Annotated in this window: 21 protein-coding genes; 17 read left to right on the top strand and 4 right to left on the bottom strand. The window is 46.3% G+C overall.

Features of this window, described 5'->3' with window-relative positions; all coding sequences use genetic code 11:
- Nucleotides 1-305 precede the first annotated feature (305 nt).
- The 3 genes from ACYVD4_RS24060 (at nucleotide 306) to ACYVD4_RS24050 (ending at nucleotide 1,213) form a co-directional block, all read left to right on the top strand.
- Nucleotides 306-506, top strand: a complete 201-nt coding sequence (locus tag ACYVD4_RS24060; protein ID WP_460950074.1) for a hypothetical protein — start codon at nucleotides 306-308, stop codon at nucleotides 504-506.
- A gap of 241 nt (nucleotides 507-747) precedes the next feature.
- The gene (locus tag ACYVD4_RS24055) at nucleotides 748-918 is read left to right on the top strand and encodes a hypothetical protein (RefSeq protein ID WP_460950072.1); all 171 of its coding nucleotides are present in this window, start codon (nucleotides 748-750) and stop codon (nucleotides 916-918) included.
- Nucleotides 919-1,003: 85 nt separating this feature from the next.
- Nucleotides 1,004-1,213, top strand: coding sequence for a hypothetical protein (locus ACYVD4_RS24050; RefSeq protein WP_460950070.1), 210 nt, complete (start codon nucleotides 1,004-1,006; stop codon nucleotides 1,211-1,213).
- A 404-nt stretch (nucleotides 1,214-1,617) separates the two neighbouring features.
- Here the strand turns inward: ACYVD4_RS24050 and ACYVD4_RS24045 are convergent, their stop codons facing one another.
- Together ACYVD4_RS24045 and ACYVD4_RS24040 are read right to left on the bottom strand one after the other, a co-directional pair.
- Nucleotides 1,618-2,799 carry a tyrosine-type recombinase/integrase gene (locus ACYVD4_RS24045; RefSeq protein WP_460950068.1) on the bottom strand — a complete coding sequence of 394 codons (1,182 nt, stop codon included), beginning with the start codon at nucleotides 2,797-2,799 and terminating at the stop codon, nucleotides 1,618-1,620.
- 13 nt (nucleotides 2,800-2,812) lie between these two features.
- Nucleotides 2,813-3,376: a GIY-YIG nuclease family protein gene (locus tag ACYVD4_RS24040; protein ID WP_460950067.1), complete on the bottom strand. Its 564-nt coding sequence runs from the start codon at nucleotides 3,374-3,376 to the stop codon at nucleotides 2,813-2,815.
- Nucleotides 3,377-3,443: 67 nt separating this feature from the next.
- Here ACYVD4_RS24040 and ACYVD4_RS24035 point away from each other — a divergent pair, with 67 nt between their 5' ends.
- Entirely contained in the window at nucleotides 3,444-3,692 is a 249-nt protein-coding gene (locus ACYVD4_RS24035; RefSeq protein ID WP_460950066.1) for a helix-turn-helix domain-containing protein, read from the top strand.
- 63 nt (nucleotides 3,693-3,755) lie between these two features.
- On the opposite strand, the gene amaB is transcribed toward ACYVD4_RS24035, so the two are convergent.
- Nucleotides 3,756-5,291 (bottom strand): L-piperidine-6-carboxylate dehydrogenase, encoded by a 1,536-nt coding sequence (amaB, locus tag ACYVD4_RS24030; RefSeq protein ID WP_460950065.1) that lies wholly within the window; start codon nucleotides 5,289-5,291, stop codon nucleotides 3,756-3,758.
- Between the two features lie 127 nt (nucleotides 5,292-5,418).
- Here amaB and ACYVD4_RS24025 point away from each other — a divergent pair, with 127 nt between their 5' ends.
- From ACYVD4_RS24025 to ACYVD4_RS23990, 8 genes are all read left to right on the top strand, one after another.
- Nucleotides 5,419-5,853, top strand: a complete 435-nt coding sequence (locus ACYVD4_RS24025) for a hypothetical protein (RefSeq protein ID WP_460950063.1) — start codon at nucleotides 5,419-5,421, stop codon at nucleotides 5,851-5,853.
- A 169-nt stretch (nucleotides 5,854-6,022) separates the two neighbouring features.
- A complete protein-coding gene (locus tag ACYVD4_RS24020) occupies nucleotides 6,023-6,577 on the top strand; it encodes an RNA polymerase sigma factor (RefSeq protein WP_460950062.1) in 555 nt (184 codons plus the stop codon).
- Nucleotides 6,574-7,392, top strand: a complete 819-nt coding sequence (locus ACYVD4_RS24015; RefSeq protein ID WP_460950060.1) for an anti-sigma factor — start codon at nucleotides 6,574-6,576, stop codon at nucleotides 7,390-7,392. The genes ACYVD4_RS24020 and ACYVD4_RS24015 overlap by 4 nt, the downstream gene beginning before the upstream one ends.
- A gap of 143 nt (nucleotides 7,393-7,535) precedes the next feature.
- Nucleotides 7,536-8,051, top strand: coding sequence for a peptide-methionine (R)-S-oxide reductase MsrB (msrB, locus tag ACYVD4_RS24010; RefSeq protein WP_460950058.1), 516 nt, complete (start codon nucleotides 7,536-7,538; stop codon nucleotides 8,049-8,051).
- Between the two features lie 274 nt (nucleotides 8,052-8,325).
- Nucleotides 8,326-10,914, top strand: coding sequence for a penicillin-binding protein 1A (locus ACYVD4_RS24005; protein WP_460950056.1), 2,589 nt, complete (start codon nucleotides 8,326-8,328; stop codon nucleotides 10,912-10,914).
- 283 nt (nucleotides 10,915-11,197) lie between these two features.
- Nucleotides 11,198-11,923 (top strand): outer membrane beta-barrel protein, encoded by a 726-nt coding sequence (locus ACYVD4_RS24000; protein ID WP_460950055.1) that lies wholly within the window; start codon nucleotides 11,198-11,200, stop codon nucleotides 11,921-11,923.
- A 284-nt stretch (nucleotides 11,924-12,207) separates the two neighbouring features.
- The gene (locus ACYVD4_RS23995; protein ID WP_460950053.1) at nucleotides 12,208-14,691 is read left to right on the top strand and encodes an outer membrane beta-barrel protein; all 2,484 of its coding nucleotides are present in this window, start codon (nucleotides 12,208-12,210) and stop codon (nucleotides 14,689-14,691) included.
- Between the two features lie 949 nt (nucleotides 14,692-15,640).
- Nucleotides 15,641-16,834 carry a PQQ-dependent sugar dehydrogenase gene (locus tag ACYVD4_RS23990; protein WP_460950051.1) on the top strand — a complete coding sequence of 398 codons (1,194 nt, stop codon included), beginning with the start codon at nucleotides 15,641-15,643 and terminating at the stop codon, nucleotides 16,832-16,834.
- 320 nt (nucleotides 16,835-17,154) lie between these two features.
- Here ACYVD4_RS23990 and ACYVD4_RS23985 read toward each other — a convergent pair whose 3' ends face one another.
- A complete protein-coding gene (locus tag ACYVD4_RS23985) occupies nucleotides 17,155-17,532 on the bottom strand; it encodes a DUF3244 domain-containing protein (protein ID WP_460950050.1) in 378 nt (125 codons plus the stop codon).
- Between the two features lie 337 nt (nucleotides 17,533-17,869).
- Here ACYVD4_RS23985 and ACYVD4_RS23980 point away from each other — a divergent pair, with 337 nt between their 5' ends.
- The 5 genes from ACYVD4_RS23980 to ACYVD4_RS23960 all read left to right on the top strand — a co-directional run bounded on the left by ACYVD4_RS23980 (nucleotide 17,870) and on the right by ACYVD4_RS23960 (nucleotide 25,576).
- Nucleotides 17,870-18,598, top strand: coding sequence for a hypothetical protein (locus ACYVD4_RS23980; protein ID WP_460950049.1), 729 nt, complete (start codon nucleotides 17,870-17,872; stop codon nucleotides 18,596-18,598).
- A 141-nt stretch (nucleotides 18,599-18,739) separates the two neighbouring features.
- Nucleotides 18,740-19,405, top strand: coding sequence for an RNA polymerase sigma-70 factor (locus ACYVD4_RS23975; protein WP_460950047.1), 666 nt, complete (start codon nucleotides 18,740-18,742; stop codon nucleotides 19,403-19,405).
- A gap of 52 nt (nucleotides 19,406-19,457) precedes the next feature.
- Nucleotides 19,458-20,456: a FecR domain-containing protein gene (locus ACYVD4_RS23970; RefSeq protein ID WP_460950045.1), complete on the top strand. Its 999-nt coding sequence runs from the start codon at nucleotides 19,458-19,460 to the stop codon at nucleotides 20,454-20,456.
- A gap of 23 nt (nucleotides 20,457-20,479) precedes the next feature.
- A complete protein-coding gene (locus ACYVD4_RS23965) occupies nucleotides 20,480-23,869 on the top strand; it encodes a SusC/RagA family TonB-linked outer membrane protein (protein ID WP_460950044.1) in 3,390 nt (1,129 codons plus the stop codon).
- A 39-nt stretch (nucleotides 23,870-23,908) separates the two neighbouring features.
- Nucleotides 23,909-25,576: a RagB/SusD family nutrient uptake outer membrane protein gene (locus ACYVD4_RS23960; protein WP_460950042.1), complete on the top strand. Its 1,668-nt coding sequence runs from the start codon at nucleotides 23,909-23,911 to the stop codon at nucleotides 25,574-25,576.
- Nucleotides 25,577-25,631: the final 55 nt, after the last annotated feature.

Genomic DNA, 25,631 nt, shown 5'->3' with positions numbered 1-25,631 from the left:
CTCCACTGTCGCAGGGAGCCTACCAAACGAACACTGTATGGACTCTTCACCCAACGACCATGAGGGTTGATGGATGAGAACGCTACCTTACTGAACAAAATCAGATTCCAACCTTTACACCCTCATTTGGTTGGGCTGCCAACTTTCCTTCGGGACGTGCGTCCTGTCGACCGAAAGCTACCCTGCGCGAAGCGAGCAAAACGCACTTTCCGCTTTTGGACCAGCGCGAAGCCTGACGATCCGTTTTTTGTCCAGTTCTCCGACTGGGACGTTTCCCCTGTCAAACGCTACGGGCCTAACTCGCTTTGGGCTTCCTAACTGGGGCGGCTCCCCTGTCGCAGGTGACCCAAAAAGCGGCCCATCTAAGGCGGTTCTGGTGTCGACCGAAACCCGCCCAACGAGCCAAACAGCCTGCCCTGTCGAGACGTGCGCCCTGTCGACCGAGCGACGGCAAACGAGCCATTGCTTGGACTCTCCACCCAACGACCACAGGGGTTGATGGATAAGGAGACCACTTCAAACAACAACCAGAACGTCAACCTTTACACCCCTGTTTGGTTGGGCTGTCCGGCTTCCCAACCGGCGAGCGTCCTGTCGCCCGACAGGGTGACAACGCGAAGCGAGCAACAACGCACAATCCGCTTAAAGCCCAAGCGCGAAGCCTAAAACTTGGCTGTCGGGGCGGTTACCTTGTCGCACGCTACGTAGTAATCTCACGTTTTGACTCTCCTCACCAGGACGTTTCTCGTGTCGCAGGCGACCCAAAAACTACCCAACCGGGGCGCTCACCTTGTCAACCGAAATCGCCTAACGAGCCAAACAGCCCGACTTCGGGATGCGCTTACTGTCGCACGAGAGCCCACAAATGAGCACTACTTTATGGCCTCGCACCCAACGACCATGAGGGCTGATGGATGAGAAAGCTACTCAAGGCAACAAGCAGAACGCCAACCTTTACACCCTCATTTGGTTGGGCTGCAAAGTCTCCTGCGGGAAGTGCGTCTTGTCAGCGGAGACTACCCCACGCGGAGCGAACACAACGCACAATCCGATTTTTGCACACCGTCCTAACTGGGGCGTTTCTCGTGTCACACGCGACCTGCCAAACCTATCCAAGCCCAAATTACGGGGCGGTTGGCCTGTCAGCGGAGACCCCGAAATGGAAGCCCAAAGCCCGCCTGTCGAGCCGTGCGCCCTGTCGACCGAAAGCTGACCACTGCGTTATTGGCTGTTACGTCCACCCAACATATTATTGTATGTAAAAACGCTTAATATCAATATTCTAATAATGAATGATTTGATATTAAGCAGACTCCTTTAAGGCTATCTTTACATTCTTCCAGTTCAGGTATACAACGATACGAACTATTCTATAAAAATCAACGGAAATGTCTAAAAAAATTACGCGTATTAGTACCGAATTTATTATTCGGTACTGGGATATTGAGGGATTTTCAAGTTACTTTTTTGGAGAGGATAAAAAACTTTATCGGTTCGACTCCAGAGGGCAAATTAAACAAAACAAACGTATCGTAATCGGTACGACCCAAGGCTATATTTTGAAAAGAAAATTTTATAGCCTTGCCCAACTGCGCCCGTTACTTCGTCGACATAATCCTACAGATAATCCAGTGGACTTTTGAGCGTACTGATCTTGTCTGCCGTAACATGTGTATACCGCATAGTTGTTAGAATACTTTCGTGGCCTAGTAACTGCTGAATATAGCGTATATCTGTACCAACTTCGAGCAGATGTGTAGCGAAAGAATGGCGTAAACTATGTATACCGCCTTTTTTGCGAATATTAGCCGCCTGTGTAGCCTGACTATACACGAGCTGGATTGTCCGATTCTGTAAAGGTTCACCCGTTTCCATATTCTCAAATAAGTACGTCTCCGGCCTGTATTCCTGTATATATTGGTTAATCTTCGTTTCCAGCTTTCCAGACAACATAACAACCCGATCTTTTTTGCCTTTACCTCTACGTATCGTAATCAGCCGCCTTATCTGGTCAATATCTGCCAGCCGTAGGGTAGATACCTCGCTCAGACGTAACCCGGTAGCATAGACCATTTCAAATAGTGTGCGGTATTTAAGGCTGGTTGTTGCACTGAATAACGATTTTACTTCTGCCACACTATATACAGTCGGCAGTTTTTGGGATTGACGAGGGTATTCTATATCGTAATAATTTTTTTCACGCTCTAATACCTTTTCCTGATAAAACTTCCACGCATTTATATGAACGTTAATCGTTGCACTGCTTAGCCGCTTCTTTTGAATCAGAAACAATAGGTATTGCTGATACTGCTGTTTGGTAAGCTCATCAGGTGATTTGCCTGCTAGATAGTTAAGCAGCGAAACTATGGCCTGTTTGTAGTTTTTGATCGTTTTCCGACTGTAATTCAATACGTGCATCGTTTCGGTCATGGCCGCAACAATTGGATGTCCATCGAGGGCACGTAGTGGTGGCGAATTTCGAAATGAAAGCTGGCTGGTAGTCTGTACACGATTTTTTAAGGGTGGCCAGGGCGGATTTACCGCAAGATCAACCTCTGCTACGGTCGCCTTCGGTTTATATTGTCGAACAACTGCTTCGTCGAAGCGGCAGTATTCTTTACCGAATAGTTTACCAACCAGAACAATGTTGTCACGGATATTAGGCACAACCCAGCATCGACGTGAATAACTCCACCTTCGACCTCGAATTTCTCGGATAAGATCGTTACCAATTATATCGGGCGGAAAAGAGATAGTTAATAGATTTTTATCGCGCTCGTCGATTCGAATCGTAATCATAGGCACTCACATTTTATTTGGTATAGACCTGAATTTGATTTGTTCGGCTACTCACACCAATAGCCATATAGTTAGGCATGGTCTGAATCACGTATTTACCCGATACAACCAGCCCACGGAATCGCTTCACCCAAATTTCCACATCTTCAGGCTTGTAGTATTTTGTGTTGCCAAATATGCTGACAGGATACAACCGAAATGCTTCCCGAAGCCGCTCAAAAGCTGCGGGTGTAATGTTATATTTCAGACAGATTAACGACTTACTTAAACAACCCGATACGGACACAGCTTTGGGTAGCTGGGTAAACCGAGGCTTGTATCTGATAAGAGCCTCTTGCTCCAGCCGATCCAGCTCATTTGCTTCGCAGGAATGAAAACGAACTCGTTCAAAATTCAGGCCAGCCATTCTATGTTCCAGCAACCGTGCCCGAAGGTTTGTCGACTGCCCAATATAGATAATTTCATCCTGACTGTCCATCAAAAAATAGATACACGGAAGAGCTGTCACAAGCACTGTACCGTCCATAATCTGGCCTAAACTGAGGCATTTTTGGGGTATTTTTTCGCTGATTTTCATGTATTAAATATAATACAAATAATACTTATATACAACAAATAATACATGTATTTTTTATCTTTGTTTTATGGCAGGAAGACGCGAAAAAAAGAGCATTATTCAGGGGAAATGGCTCAAGGAAGCATTGGCCGCACAAGAAATGTCGGTCTATCGGTTAGCGAAGGAATTAGGGTATAGTCGGGAAAAATTCTATCGGCATATAGGTAATAGAACCTACCTCAGTAGCGAGTCGTTGGCCGAAATAGCTACCAAATTCCCCAACATGAATATGCGCTACGTACTGACAGGAGTGGGAACTCCTAAAATGGAGAAGTAAAACACGTAGCAAGGCGATTAACGTAGTATTGTCACGTCAATCGCTTTGCTACGTGTGCGCTTTTTATAATTCAAACGTAATGCCTTGAGCTAAAGGCATGGTAGATCCGTAGTTAATGGTATTCGTTTGTCGGCGCATATACGCTTTCCAGGCATCAGAACCTGATTCCCGGCCGCCACCAGTTTCTTTTTCGCCCCCAAACGCTCCGCCAATTTCGGCACCCGACGTACCAATATTCACGTTGGCAATACCGCAATCAGAGCCAACGGCAGACAGAAATTGTTCGGCCTCGCGTATATTTAATGTAAAAATAGACGACGACAACCCCTGAGGCACAGTATTTTGCTGCTCAATTCCGTTTTCTAACGTAGTGTACTTCAGTAAATATAGAATCGGAGCGAAGGTTTCGCGCTGAACTACAGCCCATTGGTTTTCGGCTTCGGCAATAGACGGGCGAACGTAGCAACCCGACTCAAAACCGGGCCCAGTGAGTACACCGGGTTCTACCACAAACTGGCCACCTTGCTCGCGAATTTCCTGCACGGTTTGCAGATAACTTTTCACTGCATCCAGATCAATTACCGGCCCTACATGAAACGATTCGTCCAATGGATTGCCAATACGTAACTGCGCATACGCTTTTTTTAATCGATGCTTAACGTCATCGTATATACGTTCCTGAACGATTATTCGGCGCGTGGTCGTACAGCGTTGGCCAGCCGTCCCGACAGCACCGAAGACAATGGCCGGAATGGCCAGATCCAGATCGGCATGTTCCGAAACAATGATGGCATTGTTGCCGCCAAGTTCCAGCAACGTTTTCCCTAAACGACCAGCAACGTTCTCGGCTACCGCTTTTCCCATACGCGTGCTGCCTGTAGCCGACACCAATGCAATACGTGGATCACGTGCGAGCCATTCTCCCGCATCGCGGCTCCCCGTAACCAGACACGATACGCCTTCTGGTACGTCGTTATTACGTAATACGTCGCCAATGATTTGCTGACAGGCCAACGCCGTTAGCGGTGTTTTTTCGGACGGTTTCCAGATACAGACATCTCCGCAAACCCAGGCAATCATGGCATTCCAGGCCCAAACCGCTACTGGAAAGTTGAAGGCCGTAATGATACCAACAACCCCTAATGGATGCCATTGCTCCAGCATCCGGTGCGATGGACGTTCGGAATGCATCGATAACCCATAAAGCTGGCGCGACTGCCCAACCGCAAAATCGCAGATATCGATAATTTCCTGCACTTCACCCAGCCCTTCCTGAAGCGATTTACCCATTTCATAACTGACCAACGTACCAAGTTCACGTTTATAACGCCGAAACTGTTCGCCCATCTGCCGCACAATTTCTCCCCGACGTGGAGCGGGCACCAGCCGCCATTCAGTAAAAGCCGTTTGTGCGGTTTCAACAACGCGGTCGTAATCGGCGCGGCTCGACCTATGAACACGGGCAATAAGTTGCCCGTCGGCGGGTGAATATGAATCAATTACATTCAGATGATCGGTTGATTCGGTATGCCAGAAATGTTGCCCTGTGCTGGTTCCTGGCTTTACGGGTTGGGTGGGCAATGGAAGAATAGACTGCATAAAAGTCGAATTTGAGTTTGTTGAGACTGCGGCAAAGCTACCGTCTTACCGCAAGCTAATGTAAACCGATTTAAAAACTTTTTCGATAAAAACAGGTTAAAACGAAGATATCAAAATACACAACGTCATGAAAATCAAGCAAACTATTAGCCTTTTAACTATCGGCATTGCGCTGGCAACAACCAGTAGCTGGGCCCAGTCGACACCAACTGGAGTCGCTACGTCGACTACTTACCCACAAGGAGCTATTGCAACCGATTCTATACCTGAAAAAGCATCGCGGAACCAGAAGAAAGTCATGCGCGAAAACCGTAGAACAATGAAGCAAAACGTCCGATCAAATCGCTCGTCTTCCAACACGTCGATACAGGACGCTGAGTATCGGGAAAGCTCAGCAAGCGACGGAACTTCGATCAATAACAGTAATACAACAAATTATAATAGCAACAACGTAACAAATGCACCTACCGGGGCCGGTAGCAATCCAAATACGCAACGGGTTATGAGTACTACGTCTAGCTCAACAACAAGCAACAGTTCGTCAACGCCACCCAAACCCTAACAAGACAATTAAAAGCGTTTGGGGATTTTAATGTTGTCAATTTTAAATTTTACGGTACTTATAATTCCCCAAATGCTTTCATTTTAAAAAAAACAAACTATTTGCCTAACGCTTTATCCGTATACGTTTTAAATTTATATATATATTTGGCTCACTTAATACCCTCTTTGTGAAACGTCAGTCTTCTCTAGTCTCCGAAAACGTCCTGATCGAAAAGCTTGCGCGACGCGATAAACAGGCCTTTCAATGGCTTTACGATCAATATTCACCAGCGCTTTACGGTGTTGTGTTACGTATTGTTCGTGAAGAAGAACAGGCTCAGGACCTCTTACAGGATATCTTCGTTAAAATCTGGAAAAGTCTCGACGCCTACGATGCCAGTAAAGGCCGTTTATTTACCTGGCTGCTCAATATTGCACGCAATACGGCCATTGATTCGCTACGTGCCCGTAAAACTCAACCTAACAATGCAATCCGAACTGACGAAGAAAGCGTACATATAGTTGATCGCCAGCATAACACGGAACAACCTAACCCAGAACACATTGGAATCAGGGAGGTTGTCGATCAACTCAGACCCGACCGTCGGCAACTTATCGATCTGGTTTACTTTGGTGGATATACCCACGAAGAAGCCGCAGAAGAATTGAAGTTACCACTTGGAACAGTGAAAACCAGGGTTCGAGCCGCATTGCAGGAGCTAAAGCAACTATTTAAGTCATGAACGTAGCGGAATATATAGAATCAGGTATTTTAGAATCTTACGTAATGGGCGCTGTGAGCGACCAAGAACGGCGTGAGGTACAGTGCCTTTCTTCTATTTATCCTGAAATAAAAATTGAACTCGATCAGCTATCGGCCGCATTCGAGCAATATGTTCTGGTTCACAGTGTGGAACCGCCAGCATCCATAAAAACAACGTTACTGAAAGAACTGGATTTTAGCGAACAGGAGGTCGACGAGCCCGTTGTCAGGCCGATGCCCGTTGAACGCCCGCCGTTTATTAATACGTATCGCACTACCTGGATTGTAGCCGCATCGGTGGGTTTGTTCCTGTTATTATTCTCGTTGTTCTTGTTATCGGAATTACGCACAAACCAGAAAACACTGGCGTCGATTCGTGAGTCAAACACAAAAATGCAAGGCGAGCTAACCACGCTACGTGATCAGCAGGCCGAAAATAATCAGATGCTGGCTCTATTACGTCAGCCCGGCACTCGAACGCTTGAGTTACGCGGCAACGAAAAAGCTCCGCAGGGAAACATGCTGGTTTTCTGGAACACACTCACGCACAAAGTGGCAGTTCAGGTTCAATCACTCCCCACCCTGCCATCCGACAAGCAGTACCAGCTTTGGTCTTTGGTAGGTGGTAAACCTATTGACGCAGGAGTTTTCGACCCAACAAATGACGCACACATCCAAAGCCTGAATCGACTGATCACTCAGGCTGATGCATTTGCGGTAACAGTCGAAAAACGGGGTGGTAGCCCCTCGCCTACCCTTTCGACTTTGCTGGCCATGACGCCTGTCAAGAGCTGAACGTCCTTCCTATATTTCTTGTTATAAATTTGTTGGCAGCCCGTTTATACACTGTACATAGTACGGTGAAAAATTGATATATATTTTCGTTTGCCGAATCTATATCAAAGGCTAAAACGTATATCTTTATAAATAGTATCGATATGAAATTCACATCGTTAATCGTCATTTTTGCCTGCGTATTATCGGGGTTTTCATTTCTGAATGCATGGCCAAGCCGTCTATCTTCTGAAGTCAGAACCAACCGTTTGGCCGACGAAAAACCTCCTCGCCGTGTGGTTAAATCCAATGCGGAATGGAAGAAAGAATTAACCCCTAACCAATATGCGGTGCTACGTGAGCATGGCACTGAACGAGCGTTTACAAGCCCGTTGAATGACAATCATGAGCATGGAGTTTTCTATTGTGCAGCTTGCCATAATCCATTGTTCTCCTCTACTACAAAGTTCAATTCGGGAACAGGCTGGCCTAGTTTTTACGCACCCATCGCCAAAAACGCCCTGAAAGAAGAATCAGATAAATCGTATGGTATGGTACGTACTGAAGTGCTCTGTAGCGTCTGCGACGGACATTTAGGACACGTATTTAATGATGGGCCAAAACCAACGGGGTTGCGTTACTGTATGAACGGCGTAGCGTTGACGTTCGAAAAGAAATAGACGAAGCAGAAAAAGCGACGGGAAGGCGAAAAGGAATTATTATTACATCCTTTTCGGCCTTCCCGTCGTCTTTTTTATCATCCTCTCCCCTGCCCATTTATATCACATCGGCCGAAAATACGTTATATTTGGTGCCCGGTCTGGCTCAGATTGAACACGTCTGTAGCAGGCCGGTCAATCAGGTGGTTTATACCCTGCGTATTGAGTCTCCGGGCCGTTTAATAGCTTTCGAAGGACCATTTTTACAACGTAGGGGTTTTCTTCTAAAAAACGCATGAGTCAATATAGGGAGCGATTCCGCGCTGTACGGCACGCTTTTGGTGCATTCCGGCAACGTATTAAAGAACGCGGATTACGCTTAGGCGATGTGAAACGTGGCGTAGGTCGCCAGATAACTCGAATTGCTGGCGAAGAGCGCGTTAATTCATGGGCCAAGGCTTATTACGATTATCGTAATCGATTTCGCACGTTTGTTCACCAATACATCGACCCTGATTCCTGGTATTATCCATACCTGAAATTTATTACAAAAGGAACGCTCTGGACTGCGTTGCTACTCGGCATTTATGTATTTGTTCTCAACTACAACTTCCTGTATTTGACAGGCTCAATGCCTAGTGTTGAGGAACTTAAAAATCCGAAGCTGAATCAATCATCGGAAATTTATTCGCAGGATGGCGTGATGATCGGTAAGTTTTATGCCGAAAACCGAACCCCGATCAAGTTCGAAAACATTCCCAAACCCCTGATTAACGCGCTGATTGCCACCGAGGATGCCCGTTTTTACGAACACGGAGGTATAGACCCCCGTGCCATTGGCCGCGCTGTGATTAGTTTCGGGCGCGAGGGCGGTGGTTCGACCATTACGCAACAGTTGGCCAAAAACCTCTTTAAGACCCGTAGAAAATCGGAAACGGGTATTCTGACTCGTATTCCATTTATCCGAAAAGTCATCTATAAGTCGAAAGAGTGGCTAATGGCGCTTAAGCTGGAACGCAATTTTTCGAAAGATGAAATCATTACGTATTACTTCAATACAGTTGATTTTGGGAGCAACGCATTCGGGCTAAAAACAGCCGCCCGAACCTTTTTCAATAAAGTACCCGACAGTCTGAACGTACAGGAAGGTGCCGTATTAGTAGGACTTCAGAAAGCAACAACGAGTTATAATCCGCTCCGAAATCCGAATCGTTCGAAAACGCGCCGGAACGTAGTGCTGGCTCAAATGGGAAAGTATAAGTTCCTGACCAAAGCTCAGACCGATTCGATCAGTGCACTACCGCTCGAAACCGATTACACGCCCGAAAACCCTTACTCAGGTCCAGCCAGTTACCTTAAAAATGCGGTTCAGGACTACGTAAAAAAATGGGGCGAGGAAAACGGTTATGACCTCTATACAGATGGACTACGTATCATCACGACGGTCGATTCTCGTATGCAGACGTATGCTGAGGAAGCAACGAGTGAGAAGATGAAGCAGTTGCAACGTACGTTCGATAATCATTGGCGTGGCCGAAATCCCTGGACCGACGAAGATGGCAACGAGCTTCCCGGCTTTATTGATTCTGTAGCCCGCCGTACCGAACGTTACAAGACGCTGAGTCGCCGATTTTTGCCGCTTTACCCCGATTCGATCATGTATTACATGAAGAATAAAAAATACAAAATGCGGGTATTTAGCTGGAGCAACAAAAAAGGGTACGACTCAACTCAAATGACTCCTTACGATTCCATTGCCTATTATAAGCATTTTTTGCAGGCGGGTATGGTGGCTATGGACCCACGTACAGGCTACATCCGGGCGTGGGTAGGCGGTCTTGATTATGATTATTTCAAATACGATCACGTAAAACAGGGAAGACGTCAGCCGGGATCTACGTTCAAACCATTTGTTTATACAACGGCGATTGATGATACGCTTATCAATCTGAGCCCCTGCGACCGTATTCAGGACAAGCCATTCCGTAAAGAATACCGTGAAAACGGAGAGGATAAGATCTGGGAACCTCGAAACTCAATAGGCTACTATACGTATCAGAACATGACGCTACGTCGGGCCATGGCTCGCTCAGTAAACTCCATTACGGCCCAGCTAACTGATCAGGTAACGCCAGAACGTGTAGCGCAATATGCCCATCGAATGGGTATTAAAAGCCAGTTACAGGCCGTTCCATCCATTGGTTTGGGCTCGTCTGATGTATCATTGTATGAGCTGGTGGGCGCTTATTGTACATTTATAAACGATGGCGAATCTACCGAACCACTAATTGTGCAACGTATCGAAGACCGCGACGGTAACGTTATCGAGTCCTTCACCAGTACGCACAAACGAGCCATTAGCCCTGAATCGGCTTTCCTGATGCGCTTTATGCTTCAGGGCGGTCTTCAGGAATCGGGTGGAACTTCGCAAAATCTGTGGTCTTATAACCTGTTCAAAAATCGGAATGAGATGGGTGGTAAAACGGGCACTACGTCAAACAACTCCGATGGCTGGTTTGTGGGCGTATCGAATCAACTGGTAGTAGGCGCATGGGTAGGTGGCGACGACCGTAGCATCCACTTCCGCTCAACCGATTTGGGCGAAGGAGCCAAAACGGCCTTGCCACTGGTGGGGCGTTTTCTGGAAAAAGTTTACGCCGACCCCAAATTTAAAAGTCTCCAGCAACCATTTCCGAAGGCCGTAGGCATTACGAAGAACTATCTGGATTGCGGTTATGACGAAGAAGAAAGCACCGAAGAATCGGATTCGACTGACACATCGGGTGAAATGACCGATTCTACGTTATTCGAGCCAATGACTATTCCCGACGCCGTTCCGTTACAAAAAGAAACAAAAGATACCACAACAAAAGCGCAACCGTAAAGCCCTTTCTTTTCATAAAAAAGGCCATCTCATAGTTGAGATGGCCTTTTTTATGAAAATTCAACCGACGTAATATCAAAGCCAATTCACTAAAAATCAATACCTTATAAAACTTCTTCTACAAGAAAACTTCGGTATTCTTAATACGTAGCAAAAGTTTTTTAGAAAAATTTTCACGCCCGTGCAACCAACGTAGCAACGTCTTACATCTTCTGGTCAAATAACGAAAGGAATACAACCACAACACAGATAAAAATTCCTAAACCTTTATTTGACTACAACCATGAAAACGTTCAATAGCCTACTGACTTCAGCCCTGATCGCTGCCTCAACCGTTACGTTCGCTCAAACTACGGTCACCATCACCACTACCAGCGACTCGACAGCCGGAAGTACTTCACACGTGATTAAACACGAAAAAAGATACAATCGTGTTACGTCAGATTTCGGTGTATACCTTGGTCTTAACAATTTTGGTGGCTCATTGCCAGCAGGTTATGATTTCAGTCCGATTGGTTCGCGTTATATAGCGCTGGCCTGGCAAAACCGGATTCCGCTGGCGGTTAATGGCTCCACTAAATTGCGACTGATAACCGGCCCCGAAGTTGCCTGGAACAATTTTATGTTCGAAGGTAACAATACGTTGACTAAGCAGAATGACCAACTTGTAGTTGAGGCCTCAACTGCCGAATTAAGTCGTTCGAAACTAGTAACCGCTCAGCTCAATCTACCTGTGATGCTGAATGTTACGTTTCGTTCGCGATTCTCCATCAGTGCAGGTGCTTACTACGGAATGCGGCTGGATAGCTACACAAAAGTGAAACCTGAAGGTGGTAAGGCGGTTCGTACACATGATCGTTACAACCTGAATGCTACACGCTGGGGTTTCATTACCGAGGTAGGATTCCGTGGCCACTCTAAACTCTTCTTCCGCTACGAGCCTGATAGCCCATTCCGAGCAGGTATGGGTCCCGATGCCAGCGTGTGGGCAGTCGGTATCAAGCTCTGATAGAATCGGGATTTTAACTGGATTGGAAGATAAATGGTATTAAATCCTTCCAATCCAGTTAAAATTCTGGTTCTGAAAATTATTATTCGTTTCGTGCAACGTTTCGGTCTGGCGTACATCTTTTGGTAGAAGTCTTCTCATAATACCAAATCCCATTACAAAATCCACTCATCCTAGCGTTCAGACCGCTTGTGTAAGAACAGGTACTTTGCAATACACACTACCTACCTTTGCAATGTACTTCAGAAACAACAAAAAGCAACCTTCTGAACAGTCAGGCAACCATGAAAACGATTTTACATCTCTCAATCATACTTATACTGTCGTTGACAACTGCTTTTGGGCAGGTTTTAACACGCGGTACTGTTAATGGCCATGTTGGCACAACCGACGGAAAACCTCTTGAATTTGCTACGTTGATGTTATTGAAAGCCAAAGACTCAACTCTGGTTAAAGGCGCCATTAGCGATGTAGACGGAAAATACAGTTTTGAAAATGTTGGCGCAGGCAATTACCTCGTTGCGGCACAACAGGTTAGCTATAAGAAAGCATACAGTACCTCGTTTGTGATCGATGAAGCTCATCCTTCAATTGAAGTGGCAGGATTGAATCTGACGGAAGAATCAAAAACGCTGACCGAAGTGAAAGTTGTGGCGCAGAAACCATTCATCGAACAGCAGGTCGACCGCACGGTGGTTAATGTTGAAAACAGTATTGTTTCGAGCGGCAACACAGCTTTGGAAGTGCTGGAAAAAGCACCCGGTGTAACCATCGACCGCCAAAACGACCAGATTATCCTGAAAGGTAAAGGTGGGGTGATTGTGTATATAGATGGTAAACAGACCTATCTATCTCAACAGGAAGTGTCGAACCTGCTGAAAAATACGCCCAGCGACAACATTGCATCGATTGAAATTATCACCAATCCGGGCTCGAAATACGATGCCGCCGGTAATTCGGGGATTATCAATATTAAGATGAAGAAGAACAAAAACTTTGGCACGAACGGTAACGTAATTATTGGCGCTGGTTATGGCTGGGTGAACAACTTAAGCGGCTCGCGCGACGACCTGCCAAAGTTCAATTCATCGCTGAACCTGAATCACCGCGAAGGCAAACTGAATCTGTTTGGTAATTACAGCTATACCAATCGCCAGAGTGCGCAGAATAACGAGCTAAACCGGGTTATTAAATATGATGGACGTACTAGCTATTTCGATCAGGCGTCGTTCCGGCCTAACGAGTTTGTCGGTCACTCATATAAAGCTGGTGCTGATTACTTTATCAATCAAAAAAGTACAATTGGTGTACTGGTAAATGGGTTTTCGAACGACTGGCGTTCTGTTGGTCTGAACAACACCATTATCAGCAATGAAAACCATCAGATGACCAGCAAGGCAGCTACGCAGACCAGTGCCCAAAACCTTTTCTCCAACATTACCACCAACCTCAACTATAAATATGAGTTTGGTAAAGGGCGGGAATGGACAGTAGATGCCGACTATGTTCGTTACAATGGCAAAGGCAGTAACGGCCTCAGCACTACCTATGTTAATGCCGAGAACGTATCAACGCGCCCAAATCAGGATGTACAGAACAACATGCCGTCGATTATTAACATCATGGCTTTCAAAACTGACTACGTTCACCCACTGAAAAACGGAGCCAAATTCGAAGCTGGTCTGAAAAGCAGCTTTGTTAACGCCGATAACAATACCATCTATGATACGTTGCAACAGGAAACCCGTCAGTGGCTTCCTGATGCGAGCCGCTCGAACCAGTTCAAATATGACGAAAACATCAATGCCGCTTATATCAACTACGCTGGTAAGCTAGGTAAAAAGACAAAGATTCAGATGGGACTGCGGGCCGAACACACCCACTCGGTTGGTACGTCGGTAACACTCAATCAAACCGTTGACCGGAATTACCTGAACATCTTCCCCACCCTATTTTTGTCGCGCCAACTCGATACGAATAACGTACTGAATCTGTCGTATAGCCGCCGAATAGACCGACCGGATTATCAGAACCTGAATCCGTTTGTGTTTTACCTCGACCCCTATACGTATCAGCAGGGTAACCCGTTCTTACGTCCTCAGTACACCAACTCACTTGAACTGACACACGTATTCAAGAACGCCTTTACAACCTCGATCAATTATAGTCGTACCACCGACTTTATCAACCGAGAAACGCCCCGCCAGATTCCGGAGAAAAATATTACGTATGTGATTGCTGAAAACCAAGGATATATGGACAATATCGGCCTAAACCTGAGCTTCCCGGTTACAGTAACAAAATGGTGGCGGATGCAGAATAACATCAATGGCTACTACCAGCACTACCAAACGTACTATTCAGGAACGCCTTATGAAGTGAAATTGGTAGCCTACAATTTGTATACATCTCAAAACTTTACGCTGAGCAAAACTGTATCGGCAGAGGTTTCTGGCTGGTATAATTCGGCGTCGCAATATGGATTCTATCGGGCTCAGCCAATGGGAGCTTTCAACGTAGGTGTTCAGCAAAAACTGATGGATGGCAAAGCCAATCTGAAACTGAACATCAGCGATCCTTTCTGGCTCAATAAATTTAGCGGTCGGGCAGTGGTTCAGGATATTGACTTTCGTGTAATGTCGAGATGGGAAAGCCGCCGTATCATGCTAACATTCACGTATCGGTTTGGGAATCAGAACGTAAAAGCAGCCCGCCAACGTAACTCTGCTACGTCGGCCGAACAAAGCCGGGCGGGTGGACAGAACTAGATAGATGTATAATCTGGGCTATGTGATACAGAAGGTCGTTTACTGATATCGCCTATTTCTCAGCACATTACACAGATAACAACGGACTTAGTTTAGGTTAAGAAAACGTGAAAGCCATTTCCAACTTGAGAAATGGCTTTTTTGTTACCTAGCAATCAGACACTTATGTATTGAATTAAAATTAACCTCTGTTATAAACAGCCAATTTTCAAACTAGGCTGGAAGGTAAAAAGGTGAAGTCCAGACAAACTATGTTTGTTTTTGATCACAGTGCAACAACATTCACTAAATCGGTGGCCAAACGGAATGGGTAAAAGTGAGGTGATTGTTTTATAGTCCTCTACTATTAATCGCTAACTTGATTCTGTAAAAAACACCAGCTCTAAGCAGAACTGGCGTTTTTGCTTATATATTAAGTATTCCCATAAAGTAATATATATACGAGAAGAAACCTCAAAAGTCACCACTTAGCATTTTTTTTCAAACTAGCGTCATTTTGGACATACCAAATGTTAATCTAACGTCCGGTTCAGTAGGTGGTCGGGCGCTGTTTTTTACAGATCAACCTTTAACTTCTAGTACCACTTATTTTGAAAGCTCTGCTTGATACGCATCAAGTTTGTAATGCTGTTGAATAGGATGTAGACCAAATATTAGACAGTACGTCATCAAAATACATATATATACAAACGCATACCTACAATGAGTCACCCAAACTGTTAAATCCTCCAGCTTTGCCCATAATGCGCCCTGAAGCTGTGCGTATCCGTACCTGTTTAGATCAATAAAACGATGAAATCCTTTTCTGAATTGAGAAATGGCTTTTTATAGGTTGACTATTAGACATTTACAATTTCCTGCTTATGTATGTACCATCTTGCTACGTATGGTTTGAGCATCAACGTAGCAGGACGATACATCAGGATTTTTTAAGGGAAATTTCGGAATAATGACCATGCTGTTACATCAGATTCAAGTCTCTTTTCATCGTAATCGAATAGCAACCCGCATAATCGTTACGTTTATTTCGCTTGGTTTGATTTCGTCAACGAATCGAAGGCCCTATGATGGGGCCGCGTGGCAGCTCGAAAATGCGTTTCCCAAACTGACTTTTAATCGTCCGGTCGAATTGACGTTTGCCTACGATGGCAGTAATCGGCTGTTCGTACTGGAGCAGGAAGGCCTTATTCGAGTATTCGATAATAAACCAAACGCCCAAACCACCAGTATTTACCTCGATCTGAAAAAGAAAGTTTCCTCTGAAGGCGAGATGGGTTTATTGGGACTGGCCTTTCACCCCGATTTTAAGCGCAATGGCTATTTTTATGTTTATTACACCAAACGAAACCCACTCGAAACGGTGGTGACTCGGTATCAGTCCAGTTTACCCGCTTTAAAGGAGGTCAACCCATCAACCGAAACAGTTCTGCTACGTTTCCCTCAACCCTACGACAACCATAACGGCGGAAAAATAGCCTTTGGGCCAGATGGTTATCTCTGCATTTCAACGGGTGACGGCGGAGCTTGGGGCGACCCACATCAAAACGGTCAGAATCGGGCTTCCTGGTTAGGAAAAATACTACGTATCGACGTCAACAAATCGGAGAAAGGTGCTTACGGCATACCAAGCGATAATCCGTTTGCGAACAGCCATGACGGATTACGGGAAGAAATTTTTGCGTATGGTCTCCGAAATCCGTGGCGCTTTAGTTTCGATCAGAAAACGGGACACATCTGGGCGGGCGATGTCGGGCAAAACACATTCGAAGAGATCGACATCATCCGAAAAGGCGGCAACTATGGCTGGCGATTAAAAGAAGCGACCAATTGTTATACCCCTAAAAAAGACTGCGATAAGCCCGATTTGATCGATCCAATTCATCAATATCCACGTACCGACGGCGTCTCAATTACAGGTGGCGTTGTTTATCATGGTTCGCGTGTTCCTGCTTTGCAGGGAAAATACCTTTACGCTGATTTTGGGAGCGGCAAGGTGTGGGCACTGACTTTCGAGGGTGACAAAAAAGTAGATAACCAATTGCTGCTGAGCGGTGCCGGTGCTATTTCAGCTTTTGGCGAAGATGCTGCCGGAGAGGTTTATCTCCTAGACCACGCAGGAACCATAAAACGTCTGCTAAATTAGTATCTCAATTTTCTTCTCCGATTCAATAAAAAAACCCGGCTGTAATAACCGGGTTTCAACTATTATAGGTTAGGCAGTTTGTAACAATATTATAGGTTAGGTAGCTCGTGATGCCTTATAAGACGGAGCAGTTTCAAAATGGTAACATACCTTGTACTATTATTTTTTACACGTAACCTACTAATAAAAAACTATCTTCTTAGTAAGAAATGGCCATTTTCTCTATAAATCCGCGTTTTGGGCGAGAAAAAAAATAATAAAAAGCGTAAAAAGCCCGGCGGAAGTCGGGCTTTCGTTCATATGCTGTCTGTCACGCTTATTTATTGCAGGGCAATACAACGGCTCACATCTTGTACCGTCTTTGTCGACAGATTTAACTGTTTACGAATGCTGCCTTCGCTGGATTTTACTTCCAGTTCATACTCGCCATCGGCCAACTGGTCAACGTTCAGTTTCATCGCATATTTGATGTCTTTCTTACTGATACGTTGCTCATACAGCACATCGCTGTTTTTGTTACGTAGCAGAACAACCACTGGTACGTCGGCTGATTTTTTCTCGACAGATACCCGGATTTCGTGATTGATTGTTACATAAGCACTCGCATCAAATGGAAGTGTCTGAGGAGTTGTTGGATTGAAAATGGTAGAAGCACTTAACAGGAAAGAGGCAGCAATTTTGCTCATTAATGGTAACATGGTAGTATCGTGTTTACTGGTTGAAAGAGTTGTTTACTGATATATTTATTGTATTCCAAAGCCTGTGCCAACTTACAAACAACTCTAAAAATCAACCACTTACACTACGTGCCAATTCTCAGTGATGTCCGTAACTGGACAAGTCTCGTTCACTTGCGGACAAAATTAGGGTGTGCCTGATGTGCTTCGAAAACAAAAATTGGCGAGACGTGGAAATGAGTTAATAAACCGGGTAAAAGACGGGGTAAATGGTAGTGTCGATATGCTTTTCTAACCTATTACGTATCTCTTCCGCCAGAGTTATCGACCGGAAATGGACTTATAATCCAACATAACAATGAAGAACGCTTTATCAGCAACCACTACGTTCTGGTTTCCCGGCCGCTGGGTGGGTGGAATTTCACTGATTATTGCTCCGATACTGCTTTTACTGGCTGAGCTACTACGTATTCCGTTCGATTTTTTCTTTCCTCAGCAACTCAAAGCGTTTCAGGAACATCCAACACAACTAACTACAGCTTATAGCCTCTTTTTGGCTGGTAACATTCTGCTCTGGCCAGCTATTGCTACGTTAGCGCATAAAATCGGACAAACCCGACCGGGCTGGGCACTCTGGGGTGCTACGTTCGTGATAATGGGTTTATTTGCGCGCACTTTTCACTATGGTATCAATCATTTAGCCTTTCAGCTAGTTAACATACAAGGGCTTCAGCAGGCTACAAAAGCGGTTGCTGATTCGTACGGAGCTTTTCACATTGTTGCTACGTTGTCGGCAGCTATTATGGTTGGGTGGGTAATTCTGGCCATTGGAGCGTATCTTTCCGGTACGTTTGGGCTTGTTCGTTCGCTGGCTTTAGCCCTAATGTCGGCGTTGATGCTCGGTGTACTGAAAGGTAGTTCGCCCGTATCAACACTGGCTACAGCCGGCCTGTGCGTAGCGCTTATACCTTTGGGCGTAAACGTATTGAATGATGGACCGAAACCAACTGCACAACGTATTGCCGGTTGGGTATTGCTCATCATTATGTTAGTTGGGCTAATGTATTTTCTGGGTCAGGCGGGTTAGGTAGGTGGTGTTACGTTGTTATTTTGAAAAAAATAATCAGGGCGTATTGACCGGAATGAGCCTTTTTGAAAAAAAAGTAAAAAACGAGTAAGGGTAAAAATGTCCAATTAAGTCTTTGATTCGTTTAGCATTTTCGAGTCAATGGCCACTTTTACAGTTTTGTCACCCAATGCCACGCCCGACCCCTGGCCCTCGCCATCCGTAAACGAGCCAAAGCCAATGTCGACGGTATACGATTCAGAACTTTTTCTACGAAAAACCTTTGAGCAGGACCCCCGCAAAGGTTTTGAGTTGCTGTTCCGGCAGTATTACACGCCCTTGTGCAGTCATGCCGTTCGGTTTGTATATTCCCGGCAATTAGCCGAAGATCTGGTGAGTGAGGTATTTTATCAGTTCTATCGCTCCGAGGCTTACCGGAAAGTTCATTCGTCTTACATCAGTTACCTGTTCACGGCCGTTCGCAACGAAGCATATACGCACCTGCGCAAAGAATTCGGCAAAACCGACTCCATCGAATCGACCACCGAGAACCATCTGGCAGGTAATCAGCCGCAGCCCGATTCGGAAGTACACTTCAACAACCTCTTTCTGGCTGTTAATGAAGCGATTGGACAGCTCCCTGCCCAATGTCGACGGGTGTTTTTACTGAGTCGATTCGAGAATAAAAAATACGACGAGATAGCCGTTGAATTGCAGATTTCGCCCCGTACGGTGGAAGTACACATTTCCCGAGCACTGAAACACCTGCGTCAGACGCTGCGTGAAGAATGGGCGTTACTGCTGCTTCTTTTCAATCTTTTTTCTTAATGCATTAAGGGAAAAAACGGCTTTCGAAGTCTCCCGTATAAATTCTACGAATATGACTCATTCGTTATCGAAACAAAACCTGTTTGCTTATCTGGCTGGTCAGGCAAACCCGCTCGAACGGCAAATGGTGGAAGAATGGCTGAAAAATCCGGCTAATACCGAAACCTTCCATGCCTGGCTCCTAGAATGGGAAATGGGAGCAATTCAGTTCCAGCCCGATCAGGAAGCGGCTTTTGCTAAATTATCGCAACGTCTGGATCAGGTCGAAGTGCCAGAAATCCGCGAAGAACCCGTTGTAAAATCGCCGTTTCGGTTCTGGGGCTTGCGTCCGTATCTGGTGGCGGCCACTGTTTTGCTCATTCTTGGCGTAGCCCTCAGTCCACTACGTAGTAAAATCCTGTATCAAACGTATCAGACAGTAGCTGGCCAGACACAAAGCCTCCGACTCGAAGATGGTACCGACGTTACGTTAAAACCCAGTTCATCGATTCAGGTGCCACGTTTCGGTTTTGCCGATGATATTCGGCAGGTTTCTCTGACTGGTGAGGCACGTTTCTCCGTAACCCACAAGCAAAATAATCAGCGATTTGTGGTTAAAACCTCCGACCAGTTTCAGATTGAGGTATTAGGTACCGAATTTACGGTTTACGCACGTAACCAAGGCACTAACGTAGTACTGGACCGGGGGAAAATTCGGGTCGATTACAAAACCGATACAAAAAAACAGCAACTCGTAATGAAGCCCGGCGAAATGGTGATGCTGACCAAACAGGGCAATATTCATTTACGTCCGCTGGCTCCCGTAAAAGCCGTTGACGCCGACAAAGGTCACCTTTTTCAGTTCCGCGATACGTCGTTGTGGGAAGCCTGCTACCTGATCAGAGAGCATTTCGGCCAGAAAGTAGAAGTTGCCGACGATTCGCTCGCTCAACGGACCATTTCTGGCAATTTCCACGCCAGAACAGCCAACGAACTTCTTGATTTACTGACGGCTACGTTCACACTCCGCGTCGATTCGACCGGAACAACTCCCATTTTAAAAGACAACTGATTACTCCCCTCTCTTTCTTAAACATGAAGAAAACCCTACTCCATTTAGGTTTGGTGACAGCTTCACTGACAGGATTTCCGCTTGTCAGCTTTGGTCAGACGTTTGCATCAGCGCAGGTTGTGCAGCGTCAGGCAAATCGAAACACACAGACTCAGCTTAAAAACGTATTGCTTGATTTACAGCGCCATTACCGGGTCGAAATTGTTTTTGAAGACCGGATTATGGCTGGTAAAAATGTCTCTGCCGATGCGCTGAATCTGAATACATCGCTGGAGAAAAACCTGAGTTATCTTCTCAGAAACACAGGTCTGCGTGTTCGAAAAATTCGGAAAGATACTTATGTCATTACCGAAGCACCCCGCGAAAAAGCAGACGTATCAGCCAATAAAACGGAAGCGACCGAATCATTTCCGGCTCCCGTTACGCCTGACGTACAAACGGTTTTGCACGTAGCAGAGTCAGCCACCAATCGTCAGCCCGACGTAGCAGATATTGGAATTAGCGGCACGGTCATCGACGAATCGGGTGCAGGTTTGCCGGGTGTAAGTGTTGTGGTTAAAGGCACAACGCGCGGCACCACCACCGACAGCAAAGGGTTTTACCAGTTGAACGTACCTAACGAGCAGGCCGTACTGGTTTTTAGTTTCGTGGGCTATCTGCCACAGGAAACAACCGTTGGCAATCGTACTACAATTGGCATTAAGCTCGAAAATGATACAAAATCGCTGTCGGAAGTAGTCGTTGTGGGTTATGGTACGCAGAAGAAAGTGAACGTAACGGGTGCTGTCTCCAGCATTTCCAGCGAAGAAATCACCCGTCGGCCAGTTGGACAAACATCGTCGGCGTTGCAGGGTATGATGCCCGGCGTTACTGTAACGCAGCGGTCGGGCCGGCCCGGTGGCGATGCGGGCTCTATCCGGATTCGGGGCGTTGGTACGCTGGGAAACTCTGATCCGCTGGTGCTTATCGACAATATAGAAGGCTCCATGAACAGCATCGACCCGAACCTCATTGAGTCGATTACGGTGCTGAAAGATGCGGCTTCTGCATCAATTTATGGTTCACGGGCGGCCAATGGCGTTATTCTGGTGACCACCAAACGGGCGAAGGCGAATCGGATTTCGATGAGTTATAGCAACTACATCGGCTGGCAAACACCTACCAATATGCCTAAAATGGCAAACGCCATCGACCATATGCTATTAACCAACGAAGCGTATGTGAACGTTGGTCGTGCGCCCTTGTATTCCAACGATTTAATAAATAAATACCGGACAGAAGGTGCCGCCAACCGCGATTTATATCCTGACACCGACTGGCAACGTGAAGTACTGACCGGCTCCGGTTTGCAGCAAAGCCACTTTTTCAGCATCAACGGCGGTAGCGAAAAAATTCGTTTTCTAACTTCAGCCGGTTATCTCGACCAGAAGGGAATCATTGAAAACTCAAGCTTTCGGCGGTATACACTCCGTAACAACACCGATATTCAGATTTCGAAAAAGTTCAGCGCCCGCGCCGATTTACAAATTGTAGCCGCTACCACGCTCGAACCGGGGCGGGGTTCGGAAGATGTGTTTCACTGGATGAACCGGATTCCTGCCAATCAGATTGGCATTAATTCGAACGGCACCTGGGGCGACGGCTGGAATGGCGATAACCCCATTGCCATGTCGCGTGATGGTGGAACCCGGAAAAACAACAGCCCATACGTAATGCTTAACGCGGCTCTGGTCTATAAGCCCATTGAGAGCTTAACTGCCGAAGTCGCTTATTCCCCAAAATACGCCCTCTCTATCGACAAAAATTTCAACAAATCAGTACAGGCTTATAAACCCGATGGTACGTTGAGTTTTTTGGCTCCGGCACGTAGCAGCCTGACCGAAACCACCAACCGCTCGATGTACAATACGCTCCGGGCAACGTTGACCTACGACAAAGTATATGGCGATCACGGTCTGAAAATTTTGGGCGGTTTCTCGCGCGAGGATTTTCGTAACGACAACGTAACGGGTTACCGGGAAGGGTTTCTGCTACCCGATTATCAGGTGTTGAACGCAGGAGCGTCAGACCTTCAGCGGTCGTCGGGCGGTGCTTCTGAGTGGGCGCTCCAGTCGGCATTCGGACGTATCAACTACGATTATAAACAGAAATATCTCTTCGAAGCCAACGCCCGGTACGATGGTTCGTCGCGGTTTTCGAAAGGACACAAATATGGATTTTTCCCATCGGTTTCGGCGGGTTGGCGTGTCTCGCAGGAATCGTTCATGCAGCCTCTTTCGGGAACAATCAATGAGTTAAAATTCAGAGCGTCGTGGGGTCAGTTGGGTAATCAGAATATTCCTGGCGGGAATTATCCGTTTATGTCATCGCTCCAGTTTGGCCCTTACGCTCTTGGCAAACAGATTGTTAACGTAGTGGCTCTTAATACGTTAGCTAACTCCGCTATATCCTGGGAAACCACCGAAATGACAGACATCGGTATTGATGCTATGTTGTTTTCACACCTATCGCTTACGGCCGACTATTACTATAAACAGACGCGGGACATTCTGCTTGATCTTGACATTCCAGCCATTATTGGGCTAGGAAAGCCGTATCAAAATGCCGGAGTTGTTGAAAATAAAGGCTGGGAACTTGGTCTTACCTATAAAGGGGCCATCCGGGATTTCCGCTACGATGTTGGCTTCAACATTTCGGACGTAAAAAACAAAGTGGTCGATTTGCGGGGTGTGAATGGCGTATCAACGCTGGCAAACCGCGAAGGCTATCCAATCCAGTCGATCTATGGATTGCAGGCGGAAGGATTATTTCAGACCGTAGACGAAGTGTCCTCTCACGCGCAGCAATTCGGCGTTATCAAACCCGGCGACATTAAATACAAAGACCAGAACGGAGACGGTATCATCAACGCTAACGATAACATCGTATTAGGCAACACGATTCCTCGATTCACCTATGGTGCTACGTTGAATGCTTACTACAAAGGTTTCAGCCTGAACGTTATTTTGCAGGGCGTAGGCAAAGCCGATGGTATGCTGTATGAGCAGGGCATTATGCCGTTCTTTCTGGGTGGCACCGTTCAGGAACAGCACAAAGATCACTGGACGCCCGAAACCCCAAACGCTACGTTCCCACGACTGGCCTTTAGCGAAGCCAATAATGAAAAGATTTCCAGTTTCTGGCTACGTAACGCAGCTTATCTCCGCCTGAAAAATATTCAGTTTGGCTACAACATTCCTACGTCGTTGACGCAACGGATCGGTATCAACAATGTTCGCGTATTTGCCAATGGTCAGAACATCCTCACGTTCGACAAATTCTGGGATGGTTACGACGTAGAATCGCCAGTTGGTACAGGACGTAGCTATCCACAGGTTAAAATGTACAGCTTTGGTATCGACGTCAATTTCTAAGCACCAGCGGCATTTATTAAATTTCTAAAGACTTCACAGATGAAAAAAATACACTACTGGTTTCTGGCAGTTGCGTTGACGCTAAGTACTACGTCCTGCGAAGATTACCTCGAACGATACCCGCTGGAAGGCCCCGCCGATCAGTCTTACTTTGCCAATGCCAGCGAGCTGGAACTGGCCGTCAATGGCACCTACAAAGGGATGAATTTCCATCCCAGCGACGGCATGCCAACGCAGCTATTACTTGATGATGGCACTGACCTCGGCTGGGATCGGAACAACAGTGCTCTACAACAAATAGGGAAAGGTAGCCACGACAGCAATAACGGTTTCTCTAAATCGGTCTGGGATAACTCCTATCGGATTATTGGCCGCTGTAACTTCATTCTCGATAACATGGGCAAGCTCGATGGCAAGATGGACGCTACGTTGCAGGCTCGTTACCGCGCCGAAACCCGCTTTGTACGCGCGTATACGTATCATTACCTGATCGAATTATTCGGCGGTGTGCCGCTGGTTACTAAAACCATTGGTCTGGAGGAGTCTCAAATGCCGAAAAGTACCAAAGCGGAATGTGTTACGTTCATTATGAGCGAACTGGATGCAGCCGCCAAGGATTTACCCGTTAGCTATTCGAGTATAAACGTAGGCCGGGCTACGAGAGGGGCCGCTTTGGCGACCAAAGCACGGACTGCGCTATATAACGAAAAATGGGCCGATGCCGCCACTGCCGCCAAAGCTGTGATGGACCTGAATTACCATAAGTTGCATACCAATTACGGTCAACTGTTTTCGTATGCAGGTCAGACATCCAGCGAGATCATTTTCGCACTTCAGTATCTGAAAACCAGCACGGTTGTACACAGCACACCACAAAATTTTCTGTCGCGCAATGCGCAGGGAGCTTCTAACAAAGTACCCGGTCAGGTGCTGATCGATGCCTATGAATGTACGGATGGGTTAACGATTGACAAGTCACCTTTGTATAATCCGAAAGATCCGTTCAAAAATCGCGATCCTCGTCTCGATTTCACGGTGGCCGTACCGGGCTCCAACTACTTCAATTTTAAGTTCGAAACCCACAAAGACAGCGTTAAAACGATCAACTACGCTACCGGTGCCCGTGTCGATAATCAGGATGCCATTCACGCCTTTGCTACGTATACCGGCTATTGCTGGCGGAAATACACCGACCTGACCGACGCACTCGACCGTAACAACTCGGAATTGAACATCAGTCTGATTCGCTACGCTGAGGTGCTGCTGATCTACGCCGAAGCCAAAATCGAAGCTAACCAGATCGACCAGTCGGTTTATGACGCAATTAATGCGGTACGTCAGCGGCCAACGGTGAATATGCCCGCCATCAAAACCGGCAAAACGCAGGCTGAAATGCGCTCAATTATTCGAAAAGAACGCAAGTATGAATTGACGAACGAGGGCTTTCGTTTAATGGATATTCGTCGCTGGAAACTGGCCGACAAGCTATTGGCAGGCAATTTTCTGGGTCGTATTCCGAAAGGTTTACTGGCCACCGCTCCGGTCATCGACGCCAACGGAACACCTGATTATAGCGCAGTACCGAACAGAGCCGACATGCGCGTGGTGGAGGTTCGGATTTTCAAAGCTGATCGGGATTATCTGTGGCCAATACCATTCATCGAAACCGTAACCAACAAAGCACTCACCCAAAACCCTGGTTATTAAGCTTCTTATGGAACGCAGATTTTTATGATTGTTATGGTTTAGACAGATCATACGA

Source organism: Spirosoma daeguense, assembly GCF_054776875.1.
The sequence above is the reverse complement of the archived record's forward strand: the minus strand, read 5'-3'. Positions and strand labels throughout refer to the sequence as shown.